The sequence below is a fragment of the Yaniella soli genome, assembly GCF_054782375.1.
On sequence record NZ_BAAGSP010000019.1, the window covers coordinates 15,992 to 37,725 of the forward strand.

Consider the following 21,734-nt stretch of genomic DNA (forward strand, 5'->3'; position numbering starts at 1 on the left):
TTAGTTGGCTTTAGGGTAACGGGCGCGAACGTAGTCGCGCCCCCAGCGCACTATGACACCGGGCCGTAGTTTCGGGTTGCGGAGCTTCTTGAGATCTTGGCCCAACAGGCCGTAGTCGAGCGGAATCTGATAAGAATTCAGCAGGCTGATGATCGAGCGTAAATGGTATTGCAGAGCTTTGGGCGTCGGGGCGGTTTGCAACGCGTCGAACCGAGCTTTTATGGACTCGCTGCCGGAACGCCATCGCAGCTCTCCCACGGCATGCCCGATACTGCGGTGTTGTTGATGCATGCTGGTCTTGTGCGATTGCTGATGGAGGGCAAACATCGTCATGGCGGTAAATGCAGCCCATTCACCGGTCGACGGTTCGTCGCCGCGTCCGATTTCGTGTTCCGGCAGATTGGTCAACAGCTCTTCCATCACAAACACCCAGGTCATGGGATCGTCCCCGGGCTGTGCTCCTGCTGCACGTCGCAATCGACTCAACGCTGTCCTCACATAAGCCATCGATTCGGAGCGGTTGCTCGACAGCGACGAAGCAATCTTATACACAGCCGATGTGATGGCTCGATAGAGGGATGCTTCGGACTCTTGCGGATCGCTAATTTTGGTTGATGGTTGTGATGTAGACGTCATGCGTGGGCCTTTCCGGTAGCGGGTTGGTCTGCAGATTCCTGATGAGACGTGCGGGTCGGTAGACGTTTATCGAGCTGTCTGATGAGCATGTTCCATGCGGTTGCCGCAGAAATATAGCGATCATCGTGCTCGCGTCCAATGATGGCCCCCGGGCCGGCACCTCGAATGAGTCCTTGGGCATAGCGGATGATTGTCTGTTTCGCGAAGTCAAACCAAGCCCGTCTGAGGGCCACTAGATCTTTGGACGGCTCGTAGCCTGTCAACCAGCGCTTAAACGGGTCATTGAGTTGGTGTAAGACTGCATCGGTCGCGTCAGAGCTGAAAACGTAATCTCCGCCTGCCGCGACCGAGAGGTTACCGGCGAACTGGCCGACATTGATGGCAGCCTGCATCGTGGCGTCGGCTGCTGTGACGAGCAGATGCGCGGCAGTCTCGTCTTTATCGGCCAATAGGACGAGACGCATCGGGATTTCTTCGTGGATGGTCGAGACGTAGACCGAGTCATTGGAACCATATTCTTGGCCGATGAGCTCGACCCCGATGACGGTATCTTGCAATGCGTCTTGATCGATGCTCTGGACTTCACGCAGCCAGTCGAGGGTAGCTGGCTGATGGTCGCGCGTTTCCGCAGGTCCTTCGACTACACCTTCGCGGGTCAATAGTGGTTCAATTCCGCGCCACATCGTCCGCGTCGCACTGTGTGCTTTGGGCATGTGCACGATGTTGTTTTTCTTCGACTGCGGTTTACTGTACCGGTAGGCCGTCATGGGGTCGTTGAAGTGATTCTTCAAATCCAATTTGTCCCCGTTGGTTGCCAGTATGCCCACGACTTTGTCGTCTTCCACGAACAGCCGGACGCGTCGCACCTGCCAGGTCAACAGATCACACGGGCCCGTGGAGTGCTCTCGTCCGTGGGTACCGGGAACACCTTGGGGTCGTTCCCATGCGGGCAGATCATACTCGTGATCCTCACCGAAAACTCTCTGCGGGTTTGTGTTGAGTAACAGCGATTCTCTGAGGTTTCGTCCGTGCAAGATGATGCCGCCGGATCGCCCGCTCCAGCCGGTGCCGATGCTGAAACTTTTACCGCTTTTGACCCGTTCGTCGCCAATCACTCCGGGTTTGATACCCGCGTAGTTCCATGAGTGCTGGTGCAGCAGCCACCGTGCGGCTTCATCAAAATCGATGGCCTGTAGTCCCGATCCGGCTCGCATGCTGAAGTAGTCATTCTCCGAGTCGGGGATAAGTTTTTCCAACCCGTCTGAGGTATCTTTTGGGGTTGCAAGGTCGGAGACTTGCATGAATGGGGTGATTGGGTGGAGCAAATCGAAGCGCTCGCGGAACGCGCTGAAATACTCCATGATGTCTCTGGCGATGTCTGTTTCACCCCAGAAGCGTTCCAACCACCAATCTGCTATGTCTTCGGCGTCCCCACTGTTGAGCTGGCCGGCGGTATGGTTGGCGCGCCAGAAGATGACGAGCAGGGTGCGAAACACCGCCATGTCTTGCGTCGCAGACTCACCGGCTAGTCGCACGATGTCGTCGGCTTGCTGGAACACTTCAACGAGGCTGAGTTTGCGGGTGTCCCCGTGGGTATCTGTGCAGAGGACCCACGGGGAGTCAATCAGGTTGAAACTGGGCTGCTGGAATGATTCTGTTGCGGTCAATCGTGTTCCTTTGGTTCGTCTGCGATTTCTTCTATCAGGCCAAGCGTTCGGTCATAGCGCAGTGCTTTACCCGCCAGTACGCATCTGAGGTCCTCGTCAACCATGAGTTGCAACTGCCCCTTGAGCACGTACGAGTGATGCCATCCGGCGTCGGTATGTTCTTCCAGCTCGTCGAGTGCTTGGTCGAAGACTTCGGGATAACTGAACGAATGCGGCAGCCGTAACGAACAGGATGCCAAAGTGTATGCCTGACGCTCATCGATGTTCGATTCGGCAGTGAGCACAGTGTCAGATTCGTCAAGCCAGGGCAGGATGCGGTAGCCGCCTGACGCGTGCTGGGTGACGATGACTTCTAGGGTGGGGTCAGTATCACGTACTTGGGCGAATCCTTGGGCCTCCGAGACTTCGTTTTGGCCCACGTCCCGGGTCTGGTCCTTCCATAAGCCACGCATGGTCGGCGAGCTTCGGGGCGGCGGAAACATGAAGGATTTTGCTCTGTTGGCTGCGTCGAGCTGCTGCGCCTCGAGTTCGGCTTGTGCCTCATTCAGCGTCTGGTTCCACGCGGCCGGGATGGGTGCTTTGTCACCGTAGACAGCATGCACCAGCTGCGGGATATCCTGCGGAATCTCCATGCCATCGCCGACCATTCGCTGGCGCAGCATGGCCCATGTTTTCAAGAGGATCGCTCGGGCGTAGATGAGCTCCTGCGCATACCCAAACTCGGGCGGTGTCGTGTCTGACCCGGGGTCTTCGATGCCACGAATCCACAGCTGTGGTTGCTCGGCCCAGGCGGGGCGGTCGGAGGCTGGTCGTTGGTGTCGGTGGACGCGACCGAGCCGTTGCAGTACCAAATCCATCGGCGCAATATCGGTGATGATCGCGTCGAAATCGAGGTCAAGCGACTGTTCGATGACCTGCGTGGCGACGACGATCCGTCGGTGTGGTCGCACGACATCTTCACTCGGTGGTCCCAGTTCGGCGACGAGTTCACGTTCGAGGTCCACTCGATCAATGGCAATGAACCGGGAGTGCAACAGCCTACTGTCGTCACCTACGATGTCTTGGGCCAACGCGTAGGCTTCTTGTGCCCGTCCGACCGTATTACATAGCACTAGTAGCGCCCCGCCCTCGTCGCGCACCCGGTGCATAATCTCCGCCAACGATTCCAGATCGTCGTCCAGCAGATTCATGGATGCGTGATACTGGGTCGGCGGGGCTTCGGTGGTGATGGTGCGAACACCGTGGCGATCGGCGGCGGTGATCACCGGGTAATTCGTCCCGCTGGCGTCGATCTCGTCGGCGGAAACGTTCGCGCGTTGCAGGCCGCTGGCGTAGGCCGCGATGAGTCGGGCCTTCGTTGTATGGGGGAGCGTTGCCGAGAGCAGCACAATCGGTACGCCGTAGGCGCCCAGCCATTCCAACGCGCGCGCCAAATAGGCGTTCATATAGGTGTCGTAGGCGTGCACTTCGTCGATGACGACGACCTTGCCAGCTAGTCCGAGGTGTCGCAGCATCGCGTGTTTGGCTTGTAGTGCTAGGAAGAGGACCTGGTCCACCGTTCCGACGACGATATTGGCTAGCATGCCCAGTTTTCTGCCGGATAGCCACTGGTGTGCGACGACTTCCCCGGCCTTCGTGGCGTCGTCTTCATCAATGTTCTGAATGCCCGATGCTGCACGCCGCAGTTGCTGCATCTCTTCGTTGAGGCCCTGTTTAGAGTGCCCCAAAAATAGCGATGTCACCTGGCCGCTGTCGGTGGTGACGATGGAGTCGGCCCAACCCTTGACGCGACTCAGCAGTGCGTCCGATGTTGCCATCGTTGGTGCTGCGAACATGACCCCGCCCCGTCCGGTCTGACTGGCCATGACTTCGGCCGCAGCCAGTGCGGCCTCGGTTTTGCCAGCACCCATCGGCGCTTCGAGGCAGATGAGCCCTGGGCCGTTGAGTTCATGTGCCGTGCGGAGGGTTTCTGCCTGAGCAGGTCGGGCAGTGCGACCCGTTGGCCAGTGAAACCGTTTAGCGAAGACTTCGTGTGCACTGTCAGGCAGATCGGGCCATTCTAGCGGCATGGTTAACGCCAGTTGCCTCAGGGCATGTTCCGCCCGGTGCCGTGACGATTCAGCATCGGCCACCGACAAGGGAAAATAGTCCTGATTCGAAGCCAACCAATCGGCCATAATGACCAGCCCGGTCAGCACCATCTGATCGGTGCGCGAGATCCGTTGCCGAAGCACTCGGGGTAACACCTCGTAGCTGGCGGAGTATTCGATGAGTCGTTCCATGAGCTCATCCTGTACTGTGCGCCACACCGGATCCATCTGCTGAAATTCTGCTTTGCACGCGCGATCGAACCCAGGGCCACTGGGCAGACCGTGGTGTGCGCCGGCGATCGCAGCCAAATGGTTGGTGTACCGACGAGAAACATTATCGAGATGCTCGGCCAACCACCGTTGAATGATGATTTCGCTTCCCGTCGAGTGTGGGTACCAGTCATGTGTTGTGGTGTCACGTAGTGGCAAACCCGCATCAAGTACTCGGTGGATGTGCCGTTCTAGACCGATGCGTTGGCGCAACTGCCCCTGAAACATCGGTGTGCACTTTCCGACATCGTGTACACCGGTCAGCCAGCTCGCGAATGGTACGCCGTCCCCCTGCAAATTGAGATTGTGTTCGAGACGCTTTCGCAGGCCCGGAGCCAACCAGTCTGTCCATAAGACCTCGCCCACGGCGGCGGAGTCCATCATGTGTCGTGGCAAATTGAGCCATGACTCCTCTTCACCCGTCTTTGCCCAGAGTGACTTAGCCTCGAACGACCAGTCCATCGTCATAGATTCTTGATATCCTTACCCTGCGACTCGACATTGAGAATACCTGACACATAACCGAATAGGACCAATGTTAAATGACAAGATCGAACCTTGCGATAGTTCATTGGTCGAAACAGCCGGTCTCTTCTGAGAGAGCTCGTGGGCCAGGTATGAACCGTGACCTGCGTATTCGTCTACTGTGCTAAGCCTTGATCCACCGATCTGCTTGAGGGCGCGGGGCTCGGCTGGATTCGAGTGCGATCGCGATGAGTGGGCAGGAAGTAGTGTCCCGGTCTCTCACCGGTCTCTTCCACAAATGTTTCCCAAGGTCTCCTCCAGACCCTGCGGCGTCGTGCTCGAACAAGAGCGAATCTGTCAGGACAATACTGTCCTTGGTGGACTCAGCGCTGCTTGCCAGAGTCGTGAGAATTCCTGCGCCCACGGCCACGCCCTGGGTAGGTGCAGAATTAGCTTCCTGGCCCGGTGAGCGATCCGCGCCGGGACACCGATGATCCGGGTCCGCAATGTTTGGGCGCGCACTTTGCTCATCCGCCCACCAAGGAGTCCGGCAGCAGCCCGCAACAGGTTGTGAGTGATCGCTGCGATCGCGACCCAGGCGGCATTGGCGTCGAACACCCCGGAGGGCATATGCGCCAGAGCACCATTCTTCAGCTCCGCATTGATCTGCTCGATGATCGCGTGTCTGCGATGGATTTGATCAGCGATGACGGTGTCGAAACGGTCCCGGTCGACGGTGGTGAAAAACGCGTGATGCCGGAACAGATCGAACAATGGGTCCTGCCCGGCAGTCCGTTTGGCCTCATTGAGCTCCGGGATGCGGCGGACCACCAAACGCCCCGTAGCCTGCAGCGCATTCTTCTTCGAGGTGAACGCGGTGAACGGGACCTCAGCGACTTCAGCCTTGCTGATCCAGGCCCCGGAGTCCTCGTCATAGATCGCTTCGGGGTATTCGATGCCCGTCCATGCGTCGTCGCTGATCGCTGCGATCGCTGCCTTGATCCTTGTGTCCATGCGCACCGTGATCGACACATCAGCCCCGGCGTCCCGAGCGGCCTTGGCCACGGATGAGGAATAGTATGCCGAATCAGCACGCACCAGCACCGGGGCACCGGAGCCGATTCGGGCCGTCGTTGCCACGGCATCGGAGACGAACTTGTCAGCACCCCGCGCTGACGACGTTGAGCCTTTGCGCAGGCGCTGGCCGACGATGATCTGGCCGGAGTCGCCAGTCGACGCGGTTGCGAACAGTGCGTTGAGTCCGCGGCTGCCTTGGTAGCCGAACCCGGCTCCCTGCTTCGACGCGGAGTGGACATCGATGACAGTGTCGTCGATGTCGACGAAAATCATCGCCGATTGTCTGGTGTCTTCGCTGGTTGGCAGCAGTGGTGTGTGCGCGTTGAGGTTGGTCAGGAAGCGCGAAGAGATCGCATCGAGTTGCCTGACGTGGCCGAAGGCGAACGAGCGGAGGAACGACCCCAGCGTCGAAGGGGCGTAGACGCGGTCGAAGAGGTGTTTCATGCCGCCGTGGCGGAGGATGTTCATGTCATCGATCGAGTCGGCCCCGGCGGCCATTCCCGCGACCAGGGTGGCCAGTTTCGGTGCCGGGTTCGCTCCCTTGTCAGCGCCGGTAGTGGTCACGGTCAGACGGTCGTCGGCGAGTTCGGGCAGGCCAGCCTTTTGGGCCAGGCCCATGATCGGGACCAGCCCGGTGGTCGCGGTGAGATTCCCATCGTCGAAGGAATGAGACACCGACGTGGGTGTGTGGTTGAATAGCACCTGAGAGGTGCCCCTTTCTTGACCGGGAATGTTGACTTCGAACATCACCATTTTCCCAGTTCAGGAGGGGCATTTCCATTTCACGCGTGGCTTGATCTGGCTGCTGGCATCGGTGGATCAAGGCTAAGGGGCGGCGTGAAAGTCACGACAAAATGCATTGCTATGCATAAGGAAAAGAGTCGACGCTCACGCCTGAATGAAGCGGCCCGAGCGCCATCCCACGATGGCCTGCAACGCCAAGACAACACCGAGACCGATGACGGGGATGACTGCACCAGAAACCTCGAGGCCAAACCCGAAAGCGAGTGGCCCCATCGAAGAGATCGCCAAGCCAATCGTCGAGGTGACGGCGGAGACCGAGGCCGCATGCTCGGGCGATTTTGCGTACTGGACGACTTGGTCATACGAGACTCCCAAGCACAATCCTTGCGAGAGCCCCAGCAGGATGACGACCGGTAATGCACCATCTGATCCCATCGTCAAGAGTAAGGAAACCCCGGCGATGGCGACCACCGGTGATGCCGGCGCCAGAATATGTGCCCAACCGCGTCGCATGGCCGTCGGTGTCAATAAGGCAAAGGGCAAGGCCAAGATATTCAGTAATGACGCATAGCCACCGGCCGCACCGGCGGGAAGATCATCGATGATGAACAGGGTGGGCAGCCACGCGGAGGTGGTGTAAAAGGTCAGCGAAGTGATGCCCAGGTATGCTGCCAGTGCCCAGACGCGGAGATCTTTCAGCGTCGACTTTAACCCTGAATCGATACTGGGTGTCGGCACGAGGCTGGTGGGAGCGGTGGCTTTGCTATGACGGTTTGCTGAGCGGGTATAGGCGATCCATAAGACCAGGGCAATCACACCGCAGAGGGACCACAGGGCGAGGGTCTGTCGCCAATCGGAGCCCGTCGTCGTCATCATGGGAACTGTGAGTCCGAGTGCCATCGCGGGCCCGAGGCTCAGCGCCATGGTGTAGACGCCGGTCAGCGTGCCGCGTCGTTCGAGGCGTTCACCGGCGATCGCAGCGGGACCCAGCACCGTGCCCAGCGCGATGGCACACCCGAGCAGGACGGTCCCTGCAAATAGTGTTGGGGTGCCCGGGATCGAGCGGATGAGTGTGCCGGCAATAATGCCCACCAGTGCCAGAGCGATGACGCGGTGGATGCCGAACCGGGTGGCCAGCCGCGGTGCGAAGGGTGCGATGACGAGGGTCAGTGCCAGCGGGATCGTCGTCAATAGGGAGACGAAGGTTTCGCCACTGTTGGTGTCGGCCTGAATGCTGGGTAGCAGTGGTCCCAGCGCGGTGGTGGGGATGCGCAGGTTCAGCGCGACAAACAGGATCGCGAGGATGGCGAGCAACAACGACCCGTGCTTGGCGCCGGTGGTGTGCTGGGAAATTACTCGGCGTCCCGGGCAAACACTTGTGACGTATCAAATGGGTCTACGCCCAGCACGTCATCGAGTTCGGTACCGTTGACGGTGATGTTCACGTTTTCAGTGCCCGCGGTGGAGGCGGCGGTGCCGTAGAGCTGGGCTTGAATGCGGTAGGCCTCACATTCACCCCGGATCACCACGTCGCCGGTGAGCCCAACGTTGACTTCGTCGCCGTCGACTTCAATGTTGGAGAGTTCGAGTGTTTCGGACAGGGTCAGCGAGTTCGTGACGGCTGGATCACCGTGATAGTACTGCGAGTCATCCAGCAGAAATTCGATGGCGGCCGCGGTGTGTTCTTCCGGAGTTTCCGCCTCAATGGGCACGGTCGAAACGGAGACCAGCGTATCGGAGCATCCGAAGATGGCCCCGTCGACGCCGTTGGGAAAATGCGTGCCGGAGTGGGCGACCATATTGACAGCCAGCGGCTGGAAATCGTCATCTGGGTCAACCGTCGGCTGGGCTTGTTGGCCCGAAGATCCGTCGGTGTTGTCGGTGCCGGTGTTGTCTTGAAAGGTTCCACATCCCGCCAGCAGCAGGGCTGAAGCGGCACAGGCAGCGAGGGCGGGAAACGTTCTCAAAGTTGGTTCTCCTACGGGCCGCGGTCGCGGCACGGCAAACAGTTGTGGTGTGATTCTAGCCGGTATTGTTCGCTGAACTAGTTAAACATTCTGCGCGTAGGCTCGGGTGGCATAGAATAAAAACTTCAGATTTGTTTTGACTTTGAGGTTTCCAGCATACCGATGAGACACAGTGCACCACACGGGGAAGCGTCCGGGCCGTCGTCCCAGCGCATCGACACCGGATTTGACCAGCCGCGCCCGATGCGGGATCGGTTGGGCGACCCATTTGTAGGTGGCGGCGTAGGCAAGGTCGCGGGCAGCCCGGTGGAAACCGGTTTGGGCTCGGCCCACGGCAAGGCGATTCTTTTGGGCGAGCACGCGGTGGTGTACGGCGCCCCGGCGATTGTGTTGCCGCTGCTGGATTTGCAGGCGACCGCTTCGATTCGGCGCTCTCGGCGTGGCTATATTACCTCTGACCTCTATACGGGCCCGCTGGCATCGGCCCCGAGGCACATGGGACCGGTGCTCACCGCGTTACGAGTCTCTGCCGAACAGTTGGACGTGCGTGCGGATCGGGTCGAGCTCATCTTGCGTTCGACGATCCCTTTTGAGCGCGGTCTGGGGTCGTCTGCGGCCACATCTGCCGCGGTGGTCCGTGCGGTCGCGAATTTAGCGGGGGAGCGGTTAAGCGCGGCCCAGACTCACGACTTGGTGCAAGAGGCCGAACACGTGGCCCATGGCACCTCATCGGGTCTGGATGCTCACGCGGTGCAATCGATGACGCCGCTGCGCTTCCAACAGGGCAAACCCACCACGGTCAAGGTGGCCGACAAGTGTACGTTCGTCATCGCCGACACCGGTACCTCGGGTTCGACCGCGGCCGCCGTCGATGGTGTCTCGATGCTGCGCGATGTGCAATCTCGTGTCGTGGATCGAGTGGTCGAAGATCTGGCGAACCTCACCGACGATGTCGTCTATTCACTGGGGCTGGGCGATCCACTACGCGTTGGCCAGTCCATGCACGAGGCTCACTCGCTGCTGGCCTATCTCGGGGTGTCATCGCCGGCGCTCGATGCCGTGGTTGCTGCCGCACTAGAAGCGGGCGCCTACGGTGCCAAACTCACTGGTTCCGGCCTCGGCGGTTGCGTGCTGGCCGTCGTACCCGACCAAGAACAAGCCGGTGATGTTGCCGCCGCGATGACCGCGGTGGGCGCTACCCGTACCTGGACCACCACGTTGACGCCCAACGACTTTGACCTCATGACGGCCCCCACCGCACGGGTGCCCAAGGGGGAGTTCTAGTGGCCGCTGTTGCTCGGGCACACCCGAATATTGCCCTGGTGAAGTACTGGGGCAAAGCCGATGACGAACTGATCATTCCGGTGGCCGGTTCGATGTCGATGACCCTGGATCAGTTTGCGACCACCACCAGCGTCGCACTGACCACCGACGCCGATACCTTTAAACTCAACGGCACGCTCGCCGATGCCAAAGCCACCGGGCGTACTACCGTCTTCCTGGATCTGGTGCGCGGTCTGGCCGCCGAGGCGGGACTCGATACCGCCGACGCATACGCCAACGTGGTGTCGACCAATGAGGGCCCAACGGCCGCCGGTATGGCATCATCGGCTTCTGGTTTCGCCGCCCTGGCCACCGCTGCGGCCGCAGCCTACGGGCTCGAACTCTCCACCAAAGATCTCTCCCGATTAGCACGCCGCGGTTCGGGGTCGGCCTCGCGCTCGCTGATCGACCGTTTCGCCGTGTGGCACGCGGGCACCTCGGACGCCACCAGCTATGCCGAGACCATCTCGGCCCCGGATATGGCGATGGTGTCGGTGACCGTCAACGCCACGGCCAAAAAAGTCTCCTCGCGCGACGGCATGGTCGCCACTCGGGATACCAGCCCGTATTATCAGGCCTGGATTGACACCACCGAGGCCACACTTGACGAGATGATCGCCGCTTGTGCTGCCGAAGACTTCACGCGCATCGGGGAGCTGACCGAAACCCACGCCCACCGCATGCACGCCGTCATCAATGCCACCAACCCGCCCATCCGCTACTTGGCGCCGGTCTCATGGCAAGTTTTCGACGAAGTCGCAGCCATGCGCGACGACGGGCTCGAAGCCTATGCGACCGCGGACGCCGGACCCAACGTGGTGATCATCTGCCGACCCGATGACGCCGCCGCGGTGGCCGCACGGGTTGCACCCTTCGGCGAGATCACAACATTCGCCCCCGGAGTCGGCGCCCACCTGGTGGACAGCGCATGAGGCCACTGCCGTTTCGGGTCGATGCCCCCGGAAAACTCTATGTGGCCGGAGAATATGCCGTCGTCACGCCCGGACAACCGGCCATCCTCATCGCCGTCGACCGGTACGTGAGTGTCACAGTCACTGAGGCTGCACCGGTCGACGGGCCACCGACCGCAGAACTGCTGGCCCACGAACACGGTGTGGCCGCAACCGAACACAACTCGTGTGGCGCCGACTACGCACTGGCCGCATGGCTGGTCATGGACGCGTTGCGCGCTGAACGCGGCATCAAACGCATCCCCGCCGACCTGCACTTCAGTTCGACGCTGCGCTCAGATACCGGCGAAAAATATGGGCTGGGCTCTTCCGGAGCCGCCACGATGGCCGTGATCAGTGCCTTCAACGAGCTGTATGACCTCGGGCTGACCGTCATCGAAAAAATACAACTGGGCATGCTGGCCTCGATCGAGATTTCTCCGAAATCCTCGGGCGGCGACCTCGCGGCCGGTGCCCTCGGTGGCTGGGTGTACTACCAATCCCCGGACCGCGATAACCTGGCTCGTGTCCTGACCGATCGGGCCAGCGTGACCGAGGCGCTGACCGGCCCGGCATGGCTTCCCATGCGTGCCCGTCGCATTCCCACTCCTGCTGACGTCCAAGTACTCATCGGTTGGACCGGCAGCCCGGCCACGACGGATCACCTGGTCTCCCAAGCCACCAACAACGGCGACGGGCTGAACTGGGGCGATGCCTTTCTGCGGCCATCCGCGGCGAACGTGAACGCGTTACTCGAGGCACTGGCCGACGAAAAGTTTCCGACCATCCACGCGGGCATCCGTACCGCACGCACCCTGCTGGCCCGCATGGCACGCGGAACCGGCACGCTGGTCGAAACCCCGGCGCTGACCAGCCTGATCGAAACCGCCGAAGCCTTCGACGGTGTCTCAGCGAAAACCTCGGGGGCCGGTGGTGGCGATTGCGGTATCGTATTGGCCGAACCCTGGGTTGACCCGGCAGCCATACACGCCACGTGGCGTCAACACGGCATCGAACCGCTCGCACTGTCCGTGACTCAACTGGGCGTCGGGGTAAAGGAGTAACGATGGCACAATCCCGCAAAGACGATCACATCCGGTTGGCCGCCGCCCAACAAGCACAGCTCACCGGTGCGCCCAACGCCTTCGACGACGTCGACTTCATCCACCACGCACTAGCCGGTATGAACGCCAACGACGTCGATATCTCCGCGAGGATCGGCCCCTGGACGATGCCCTCGCCGATCTACATTAACGGGATGACCGGTGGCACCGACACCGCACTACCCATCAACACCGCCCTGGCCAAAGCCGCCGCGGCGACCGGAGTGCCCATGGCCTCGGGCTCCGTGGGCCTAGCCCTCGACGACCCGGCCACCGCAGAGTCGTTCACCGTCATCCGGGAACACAACCCCGATGGCATCGTCTGGGCCAATTTGGGCGCCGGACGCACCCTGGACCATGCCAAGGCAGCCGTCGAGCTGCTGGACGCCGATGGCCTACAAATTCATGTGAACCCCATCCAAGAAACCGTCATGCCCGAGGGCTCTCGGAATTTTTCGGCCTGGCTGGAGCTGATCGAAGACATCGTGTCCGGGCTGGACGTACCGGTCATCGTCAAAGAGGTTGGCTTCGGGCTCAGCGCCAAAACCGTCCAGCAGCTCTATGACATCGGCGTGCGCATCGTGGATGTCGCCGGCAGCGGTGGCACAAACTTTGCCCGCATCGAAAACGATCGCACCGCCCACCCGTCATCGGTCATCGATGCCCACGCGAGATTCGACTGGCTGGAACCCATGGGGCTCACCGCGATCGACTGTCTGCTCGACATCGCCGGCGTGCGCGAACTGGCAACCCAACCCGATCTCACCGTGGTCGCCTCGGGCGGTGTGCGCAATCCGCTCGACGTGGTCCGCGCCCAAGCACTCGGCGCCAGTGCCGTCGGACTTGCCGGGGTCATGTTGCGAGTGGCCATGGCCGATGGGGCCGCAGGTGTCACCGAGGTCATCAACCTGTTCACCACCCGCATCCGCCAGCTCTACGCGCTCCTGGGAGCAGCCGATGCCCACGCCCTGGGTTCAACCGACGTGGTGATTACCGGTCCTAGCGCCGAAAAGGCCCGCGGGCGAAATATCGACGTCACACGGTTCGCTGATCGTGTCAGAATTTGACCAAGGTAGACCAACCCGTCCACAGTAAAGTACAGCTCGTACAAAGGAATGCCGTGATCGATCCAACACCGATTGAACCTTCGAAATCAACGTATAACGACACCTTCACCACCGCCGTACCAACCCGCTGGGTCGGACCGCTGCGGATGAGCGGTGCCGCATTCGACGGGGTCGAAGAAATCGATGTGCCGCTGGCGACCTACGAAACCCCGCTGTGGCCATCTGTAGGACGTGGCGCCAAAATCTCGCGCATGCTGACCTCGGGCATCACCGCCACCGTCCACGACGAACGCATGACGCGCTCGGTGCTGTTTACCGCCACCGATGCCGGGGCAGCCCAGGCCGCCGCCGAGACCATCCAGGCACGCTTCAATGAGCTCGCCGAGGTTGTCACCGCGGGATCACGGTTCGCGCAACTGCTGGAGATTCATCCCGAAATAGTCGGCAACCTGTTGTTCGTGCGGTTCGCATTCCTCACCGGCGACGCATCGGGCCACAATATGGCCACCGCAGCATCGGATACGCTCATGTCCACCATCTTGTCGTGGAACATCGGACTGTCCTACGGCTCGATTTCCGGAAACTTTTGCACGGACAAAAAGGCCACCGCCGTCAACGGCATCCTCGGGCGCGGTAAAAAGGTCACCGCCGAGCTGATCATCCCGCACAGCATCGTCGAGCAGAACCTGCACACGACAGCGGCAAAAGTCGTCGAACTGGTCGTCACCAAAAACTATGTCGGCTCCAATGTGGCCGGTGCCATCCGCTCAGCGAACGCCCACTTTGCCAATATGCTCTTAGCGTTCTACTTAGCCACCGGACAGGATGCGGCAAATATTGTCGAGGGCTCCCAAGGATTCGTGTGGGCCGAGGACCGCGAAGACGGCTTGTACTTCGCCGTCACCCTACCGCACCTGATCGTCGGCACCGTCGGCAACGGCAAACACCTGCCCTATATCGAAGAAGCCATGGCGCGGATGGGGATCGGTGCCACTACCCAACCCGGCCAAGATTCGCGTAGACTAGCTAGCTTGATTGCAGCGAGTGTGCTGGCTGGCGAACTGTCGCTGCTGGCAGCCCAGACCAATCCGGGTGAACTGATGCAAGCACACGTTGCCTACGAACGATCCGAATCGTAAGGCCCGAGCAACAAGGAGACACGCGTGAAAATAGGCATCCACGATTTGGAAGTCGCCACCTCCCACTACGTGCTGGACCTCGATACCCTGGCCGAACACCAAGGTATCGACCCCAACAAGTATCGTCTCGGACTGGGCCAGGACGCCTTCTCCATGCCTGCCCCGGATGAAGACATCGTCACCATGGCCGCCGAAGCAGCCCAGAAGCTGTTGGCGCGTCATGACGTCGGCCAGGTTCGCCAGGTGTTGTTTGCCACCGAATCCTCCGTGGATCAGTCCAAAGCCGCCGGGGTCTACCTGCACGAACTGTTGGGCCTACCCGCCAACGTGCGATCCATCGAACTGAAACAAGCCTGCTATTCAGGGACCGCCGCGCTGCAGATGGCCGTCAACGCCGTCGCCCGGAACCCCGAAGAACAGATTTTGGTCATCACCTCCGACGTCGCGCGCTACGCGCTGGACACCGGGGGTGAGCCAACCCAGGGCGCCGGCGCCGTCGCGATGTTGATCAGCGCTGACCCGCACCTGGTCGAAATCGAACCCGGCTCGGGCTTCCATACCTCTGACGTCAATGATTTCTGGCGGCCAAACGACTCGACCACCCCGTTCGTCGACGGGCAGCTCTCACTTGACGCCTACCTCAACGCCACCACATCGGCCTGGGATGATCTCGCAGCACGTCGTGCATTACACCTCGAGGACATCGACAAGTTCCTGCACCATCAACCGTTTACCAAGATGGCGCGCAAACAGCTCGTAGCGCTTGGTGAGCACACTGGGACTCAGCTCTCCGAGGACCTCATCGAAGAGTCGATGTCGTATAACCGCGCACTGGGCAATACCTACACGGCGTCGTTGTACTTTGCCCTGACTGCCCAACTGCACAGCAACGATCAGCTGGCCGGCAAGCGTCTGGGCTTCTTTTCCTATGGTTCCGGCGCGGTGGCCGAATTCTTTACCGGCGTCGTCCAAGAACACTACCGCGACCACATCTACCCGGACCACGTGGCGCAACAGCTTCAGGATCGCGTGGCACTGAGCTACGACGAGTACCGCGGGCTGCACCAGGCCTACGCGGCTACTTCCCAGACCTTCAGCACACAACCCACCACCAATGCACCCTTTCGGTTGAGCGGCGTCACCGAACATCAACGCCGCTACGAGGCACAGTGAACTCTCCATTCGTTGACATCCAAGCACTCGTCGCCACCTTCGGCGATACCATGACCGAACGCGGCCGCGACTACGCCGCGGACGACCGGGTACTCACGCTGAAATTCAACGAAGAAACCGGCCGTCTAGTGGGCCGTGTTCGAGGCTCCGAAGACAAAATCTGGCGGGCTTCTGTGACCCTGCGCAAAACCGACGCCACACTGGGCGGCATTGCGGTCTGGGACGTTGACGGGGCCAGTTGTAGTTGTCCCGTCGGCGTCGATTGTAAACACGGAGCTGCGCTCATCTTTGATTCGAACGAACGTGCTGTGGCATCCTCCGATGTGCTGACGGCCGCTGATCTGGAAACGAGCCCACAACCCGAAGAGTCCGGTAACGGTATTCCAGGGCTGCCGTGGCGCCAAGTCGTCACCGAACTGCTGCCGACGATCGATTCAGATCAGGAATTCACCGACGTCGCCCTCGGTGTCGAAATCGATGCCCTCCACACCGAGCCGTCTGGGTACCGCACCCGTTTTATTTGGCGCGAGGCCAGCGGCGCCGATTTGGAACATCAGAATGATCTCACGGTACGCTTGCGCCCCTTACGCGTCGGCGCGCGTGGCGGCTGGATCAAAGGCAACATGAACTGGACGATGTTCGACCTACCGTTTCACCAGTCGGCTCACGGTGAATACCAGTTTCTGCCGGAACAGCACGATGCCCTCCATGAGCTCAATCAGCTCTATACCTCATCGGTCTCCTCGCTGGGTTCCAACGACGTCATCACCCTGGCCACCATCAACATGCCCCAGATGTGGGATGTGCTGGCCAAAATCGATAATGCCGGTGTTCCGCTGGTGCCGTTGCAAAAGATCATCAACCGCGTGTCCATCACCGAACCGGCACGCATTATTTTCGATGCCACCGAGACTGATCATGATGACGTTGCCCTGTCCATTCAGGCGCAGCTGCCATCTGAGACGCTCACCCCGTCGGGCACGCTGGGCTCCATCGGGCTCTATACGATCGACTTTTACGCGGATTCAGCGACCGCGGACATCAACGTCATCCCGGTGGCGCAACCGCTGACTCGTACCGTGATGGATCTGATTGATTCACCCGAGCCGATGCTCATCCCCGCCGATGACACCCAAGAATTCTTTGACACCATCTATCCGCTGTTGGCCGGCGTCATTCCGTTGGCAAGCCACGACCAGTCCGTCGAGCTCCCCGATATTCCGCCGTCGACCCTGGAACTGACGTTGGAGTATTACCAGGCCACCCATCAGGGCGAACGCCAGGATCACGTGCGTATTTCCTCGCGCTGGGACTATTTGGGCACCGAAGATCAGTCCGAACATCAGCACCAGGTGCTCGCTGATATCTCGGATGACCTCGAACTCGCTGCGATTCCCGGCAAGACGACCCTGGTTGGTGCTGATGCCGCGCGTTTTGTGGATGAAGCCCTCCCGAAACTGCAGCAGCACGAACACCTACGCATCGTCGAAAACGAAACCCGTCCGGCCTACACGCGTCTGACCGGTGAACCCCACATCGTCATTAATGCGACCCAGTCGGAGAAGAACGACTGGTTTGATCTGGGTTTCCAAGTCACGATTGAAGACCGCACCATTCCGTTCCGCCAGCTGTTCATCGCGCTGGTGCGCAACCAGGACAGTTTGTTGTTGACCGATGGCACCTATTTCTCGCTCAAGAACGAGGCGTTTGACCCATTGCGGAAACTCCTCGAAGAAGCCTCGAGCATGGACGACTTCGGCGCCGAAAACACCTCGATTTCGCGGTTCAACTCGACGTTACTCGACGACGCGGAAGATGCCGCCGACGCGTTCCATGCTGATCCTGCCATTATTGAGTGGCAGCAGGCTTTGGCCGTGTTGCGGGATGCCACCGATATTCCGAAACTTCAGGTACCGGAAAAATTACAGGCCGAGTTGCGCGACTATCAGCAGGAGGGCTTCGAATGGCTCTCGTACCTCTATGATCTTGGCTTGGGCGGTATTCTGGCCGACGACATGGGCTTGGGGAAAACGTTGCAATCCTTGGCGATGATTGCCCGTGCTAAGTCGAAGGGTGAGGACAAACCGTTTTTGGTCATTGCTCCATCGTCGGTGCTGCCGGTGTGGCGAGATGAGGTTGAACGGTTTGCTCCTGATCTGCGCGTGGTCGCCGTCGATGTGTCGAATTTGCGCCGTGCCGAAACGCTGGCGTCGATTCGTGAGCGTGCGGACATTGTGGTGACGTCGTACGCGATTGCTCGCTTGGATGAGGACTACCTGGCCGAAGAACCGTGGGCTGGTCTGATCTTGGACGAGGCACAGTTCGTCAAAAACCATCAGACGAAGGCGCACCGGGCGATCCGAAGTTTCCGTGCCGGGTTCAAACTGGCGATTACGGGTACTCCGATGGAGAATACACTGTCTGATTTGTGGTCGATCTTCCGGCTCGTGGTGCCTGGTATGTTGCCACGGTTTGCGAAGTTCCGCGACGATTATTTGCGTCCGATCGAGGCTGGGCAGCGGGTTGCTCGCACCGAGCCGGGTACCAATGATGATGTCGAGCAGCAGGTGCAGCAGCAGACCCGGTCTCGGGAGGCCATGACGAAGTTGCGGACGAAGATTCGGCCGTTCATGCTGCGTCGTACCAAGGAATCTGTCGCTGCCGAGTTGCCTGATAAACAGGAAATGGTGCTGCAGGTTCAGATGGAGCAGGAACACGAGCAGCTGTATCAGCAGATTTTGCAGCGTGAGCGGAAGAACGTGTTGAACTTGGTGTCGGATATGGATTCGAACCGGATTTCGATTTTCCGTTCGCTGACGTTGTTGCGCATGTTGGCGCTGGATCCATCGATTGTTGATGACCAGTATGCACATGTTCCGTCATCGAAGCTTAACGACTTGATGGCACGGTTGACTGAGATTCTGCCTGAGGGCCACCGCGTGTTGATCTTCTCGCAGTTCACGTCGTTCCTTGCGCGATTGGGGCAGCAGCTTGATCAGCGGGATATTGACTATGCGTACTTGGATGGGTCGACGCGCAATCGCGGAGACGCTGTTGATCAGTTCCGTTCTGGCGATGCTCCGGTCTTCCTGATTTCGTTGCGAGCTGGTGGTTTTGGTTTGACCTTGACCGAAGCCGACTATGTGTTCCTGCTGGATCCGTGGTGGAACCCCGCTGTTGAGGCTCAGGCTGTTGACCGTGCTCACCGTATTGGTCAAGACAAGAACGTGATGGTCTATCGGATGGTTTCGAAAGGCTCGATCGAAGAGAAGGTCTTGGCCCTACAGCAGCAGAAGGTTGAGATGTTCGCTGCATTGACGGAGGACGATACTGCCTTTGCTTCCAATGTCACGGCGGAGGATATTCGTGCCCTATTTGATGACAGTCCGGTAGATCTCACGGAGATGACCGACGATGAGATTGAAGACTCAGCCAAGTAATGCTGTCCAGTTGGGTCGGGACCACACCTTAGTGCCCCAGATTAGTGCCCCGGTTTCATCCTTGGGCGTCGTCTGACTGGGAGGTATGGCCGAAGACGTTGAAGGATTCGTCGGTACTTGTGCAAGTCAGCCTGGGCTCACTTCGGCGTCGCTTTCTAGGTGTTCCAGTAGACGTTGCGCAGTAGGGGTTGGTAGGGGTCGAGCCATGGTGCGGGTTGGAAGAATGTCATGCCGTGGTGTTTGACGATGCGCCATTTACCAATGTGGATGGCCCCGTGGTGGTGCGCGCACAAGGTCGTCGCGTTGGGTTCGTCGGTGGTGCCGCCGTGTTCCCATTCCTTGATGTGGTGAATCTCGGAATAGATGCCGGGCACAGTACACCCAGGCGCCTGGCATCCTCGATCTCGGGCTAAAATGGCGCGGCGTTGTGCTGGGGTGAAGAGCCGCTGGGTGCGCTTCTGGTGCAGCACGGTATCTGGTCCGTCCCAGATTTGGCCTACGAGCTCGGCGTTGCAGGCCAGGATTTCAGCATCTTTGGGGTGCATTGGCCCGTGGTTGATGACCTCTGACTGATACGGCGTCCATGGGACGGGATGCACATACCCATCCGCATCAGTGCCCGGGTCGTCGGGTGGTGGTTCGAAATCATCATGATCGGCTGAGGATTTGTGGCAGTCTGGTGCCTTCGACTTGTTGGGGTTGGGTGCGGTGATCACTGGTGGCAGGATGCCGTCGACTCCGGGCGGTCTCTGTGCTGCTGCCGGTAATTCTGGTAGGCCCAGGGTGTGGTGAGCTGTCTGGATATCTTGGACCAAGACTAGTTGTGCGCTGGAGCCGTGGGATTTTTTGATGCCCGCTTCTGTGGGGTCCATGGTCAGTAGGGTGTTGAACATGCCGATGAGCATGGCCCCGAGTTTCTGACCGTTGCTCATCTGATCAATGGCATTGACCCGCTGGGCGGTGATCGGGTTACCGTGCTCGTCTTCGGCCACGATAGCATCAGGGTCGGGTAACGGGGGCTCATTGTGAGAAGAGAAACGCAACGGAGCCATATCCTGTTGATGTGTTGGAAGCGATTCACGCGAATCGGTGCCAGTCTTTCCGAATGACTCAGGATCAGTTTGTACGCCTGCAGTATCACTGACATTGGTGGTCTCAAAGGTCGAGATATCGTTGCCAGCGAGTGTGGTCTGCTGATCATTGACAGTGGATGGTGTCCCGTTCAGGGTGGAGCCCTCATGCGTGCTGCAGTGATCGAGTAGCGTATCTTCTGATGCGCTGGCATCTGCTGCTGAGTTTGCTTTCTGTGCGTTGTCGGCGTCTTCATCGTGATCGACTGCGGCGACTTTCGATGTGCTGGGATCTGCAGGGTTATCTGCTGCGTCGTGTCCGGCAGTATCGCTTGTGTCTTGGGTGGGGAACAGTGCGGCGATTTCGTCGGGGATGTCTGGTGTGGTGCCGTGGTGGTTGAGCATGTGGAGTTTGAAGTTTTTGAATTGCGCATACAGGTCTGGGGTGGCGTGCATGCTGATGTGGCCGCTGCCATCGGGGTTGTCGCGGGTGTTGATCGCATTATCGGGTTGCTTGCGCAGGGTTTGGGAGGGTGAGGGCCCATCGGCGTTCATGGCGTGTGCAATACGATCCACCCACCGTTTTTTCACTCTGGAGACTTCATCGGGGGTGGAGGTTTCAGCGGTTTCGGCCAGGGTGGGTTCGAAGGCTTGTAACACGGCGTTTTTGTAGTCGGTGGTTTGGCTGGTTTTGGCGGCGTAGTCGGTGAGGTCCTGATCTAGGTTGATGAATCGGTCGATATTTTCTGCTGGGATTCGTCCGTTGATGAATGCGGCGGCCATGCGCGCGAAGACGGGCAGGTTGGCGGCTTCTTCCGGGTTTTTGCCTGGGGCCAGGGTCACATAAGCGGCCCGGTCGAGGTGTTTGGCTGCGGTGGCGGCGGAGAGTTTCATCGTGTCACGCAGGTACTGTTTGGCGTCAGTGAAGCCGCTGGTGGCAAAGGGTGCACCGAAGTAGGTGACTTGGTCGTGTTCGACGGCTTGGAAGTAGCGGGTGTAGTTGGCCATCATCACATCCGTAGACTGCGTGACTTGTGACAGCATGTCCCCAATCGCGGGTAGCGAGTCGTAATACCGCTCTGGCGGGACGACCTCTGCTGGTGTCTTCGAAGACCCAGCACTGTCTTCATCGTCGTGGCTGGTTTCATCGCCGGTTTGGGGCTGGTAGCCGGACCAGTCAGAGCCAGGGCCCTGGGAGAAGGTCGTGACCTTGGTGAAGGTGTTGGGGTTGGCCATTTTCTTGCCAGCGTATTGCAGAATGAACGCTGCTGCGTGCAGGGCTTCACCCAGGGAAGCACCATCGAGTTTCTCGGGGTTGAGGAGATCGGTGGGACACGGGGTACCGATGTTGGGCAAAATCGGGGTGTAGTCCACAACAAACTCCTCTCAACCGAGCAAACGATGGGTGTTCAATAGTCGATGATGTTGGCTTCTATTCTACCTGCCGCCCGTATTGTTGGGCAAGGTTTTGGTGTATTTTGTTGTACGATTTAAGAGATTTGAATGTTGTATATCATGTGTTGATTGTTGGTGCTTGGTGTGTCGTGTGTTTT

At 59.6% G+C, this 21,734-nt stretch carries 14 protein-coding genes; 7 read left to right on the forward strand and 7 right to left on the reverse strand.

From position 1 onward, the window contains the following. The 6 genes from casB to ACYVJT_RS10560 form a co-directional block, all read right to left on the reverse strand. Window positions 1–636 (reverse strand): type I-E CRISPR-associated protein Cse2/CasB, encoded by a 636-nt coding sequence (casB, locus tag ACYVJT_RS10535; RefSeq protein WP_343959911.1) that lies wholly within the window; start codon window positions 634–636, stop codon window positions 1–3. Beyond that, a complete protein-coding gene (gene casA, locus ACYVJT_RS10540; protein WP_343959913.1) occupies window positions 633–2,303 on the reverse strand; it encodes a type I-E CRISPR-associated protein Cse1/CasA in 1,671 nt (556 codons plus the stop codon). The genes casB and casA overlap by 4 nt, the downstream gene beginning before the upstream one ends. Continuing rightward, complete coding sequence (gene cas3, locus ACYVJT_RS10545) at window positions 2,300–5,131, reverse strand: CRISPR-associated helicase Cas3' (RefSeq protein WP_343959915.1); 2,832 nt, start codon at window positions 5,129–5,131, stop codon at window positions 2,300–2,302. Before cas3 ends, casA begins: the two co-directional genes overlap by 4 nt. Before the next feature lie 354 nt (window positions 5,132–5,485). Further along, entirely contained in the window at window positions 5,486–6,880 is a 1,395-nt protein-coding gene (locus ACYVJT_RS10550; RefSeq protein ID WP_343959995.1) for an IS1380 family transposase, read from the reverse strand. Between the two features lie 213 nt (window positions 6,881–7,093). Further along, entirely contained in the window at window positions 7,094–8,266 is a 1,173-nt protein-coding gene (locus tag ACYVJT_RS10555; RefSeq protein WP_343959917.1) for an MFS transporter, read from the reverse strand. A gap of 35 nt (window positions 8,267–8,301) precedes the next feature. Continuing rightward, window positions 8,302–8,916 carry a GerMN domain-containing protein gene (locus ACYVJT_RS10560; RefSeq protein ID WP_343959919.1) on the reverse strand — a complete coding sequence of 205 codons (615 nt, stop codon included), beginning with the start codon at window positions 8,914–8,916 and terminating at the stop codon, window positions 8,302–8,304. Between the two features lie 162 nt (window positions 8,917–9,078). Between ACYVJT_RS10560 and mvk the strand changes: the two genes are divergently transcribed. The 7 genes from mvk to ACYVJT_RS10595 are packed head-to-tail and all read left to right on the forward strand — an operon-like array spanning window position 9,079 to window position 19,111. Continuing rightward, the gene (gene mvk / locus ACYVJT_RS10565) at window positions 9,079–10,200 is read left to right on the forward strand and encodes a mevalonate kinase (RefSeq protein ID WP_343959921.1); all 1,122 of its coding nucleotides are present in this window, start codon (window positions 9,079–9,081) and stop codon (window positions 10,198–10,200) included. Next, window positions 10,200–11,171 carry a diphosphomevalonate decarboxylase gene (gene mvaD, locus ACYVJT_RS10570; RefSeq protein ID WP_343959923.1) on the forward strand — a complete coding sequence of 324 codons (972 nt, stop codon included), beginning with the start codon at window positions 10,200–10,202 and terminating at the stop codon, window positions 11,169–11,171. Before mvk ends, mvaD begins: the two co-directional genes overlap by 1 nt. Beyond that, complete coding sequence (locus ACYVJT_RS10575) at window positions 11,168–12,253, forward strand: phosphomevalonate kinase (protein ID WP_343959925.1); 1,086 nt, start codon at window positions 11,168–11,170, stop codon at window positions 12,251–12,253. Before mvaD ends, ACYVJT_RS10575 begins: the two co-directional genes overlap by 4 nt. 2 nt (window positions 12,254–12,255) lie before the next feature. Beyond that, complete coding sequence (fni, locus tag ACYVJT_RS10580) at window positions 12,256–13,359, forward strand: type 2 isopentenyl-diphosphate Delta-isomerase (protein WP_343959927.1); 1,104 nt, start codon at window positions 12,256–12,258, stop codon at window positions 13,357–13,359. 53 nt (window positions 13,360–13,412) lie between these two features. Next, window positions 13,413–14,498 carry a hydroxymethylglutaryl-coenzyme A reductase family protein gene (locus ACYVJT_RS10585; protein ID WP_343959929.1) on the forward strand — a complete coding sequence of 362 codons (1,086 nt, stop codon included), beginning with the start codon at window positions 13,413–13,415 and terminating at the stop codon, window positions 14,496–14,498. Between the two features lie 24 nt (window positions 14,499–14,522). After that, complete coding sequence (locus ACYVJT_RS10590; RefSeq protein WP_343959932.1) at window positions 14,523–15,671, forward strand: hydroxymethylglutaryl-CoA synthase; 1,149 nt, start codon at window positions 14,523–14,525, stop codon at window positions 15,669–15,671. Then, entirely contained in the window at window positions 15,668–19,111 is a 3,444-nt protein-coding gene (locus tag ACYVJT_RS10595; RefSeq protein WP_343959934.1) for a DEAD/DEAH box helicase, read from the forward strand. Before ACYVJT_RS10590 ends, ACYVJT_RS10595 begins: the two co-directional genes overlap by 4 nt. A gap of 155 nt (window positions 19,112–19,266) precedes the next feature. Here ACYVJT_RS10595 and ACYVJT_RS10600 read toward each other — a convergent pair whose 3' ends face one another. Beyond that, window positions 19,267–21,555, reverse strand: coding sequence for an HNH endonuclease signature motif containing protein (locus ACYVJT_RS10600; protein WP_343959936.1), 2,289 nt, complete (start codon window positions 21,553–21,555; stop codon window positions 19,267–19,269). Window positions 21,556–21,734 lie beyond the last annotated feature (179 nt).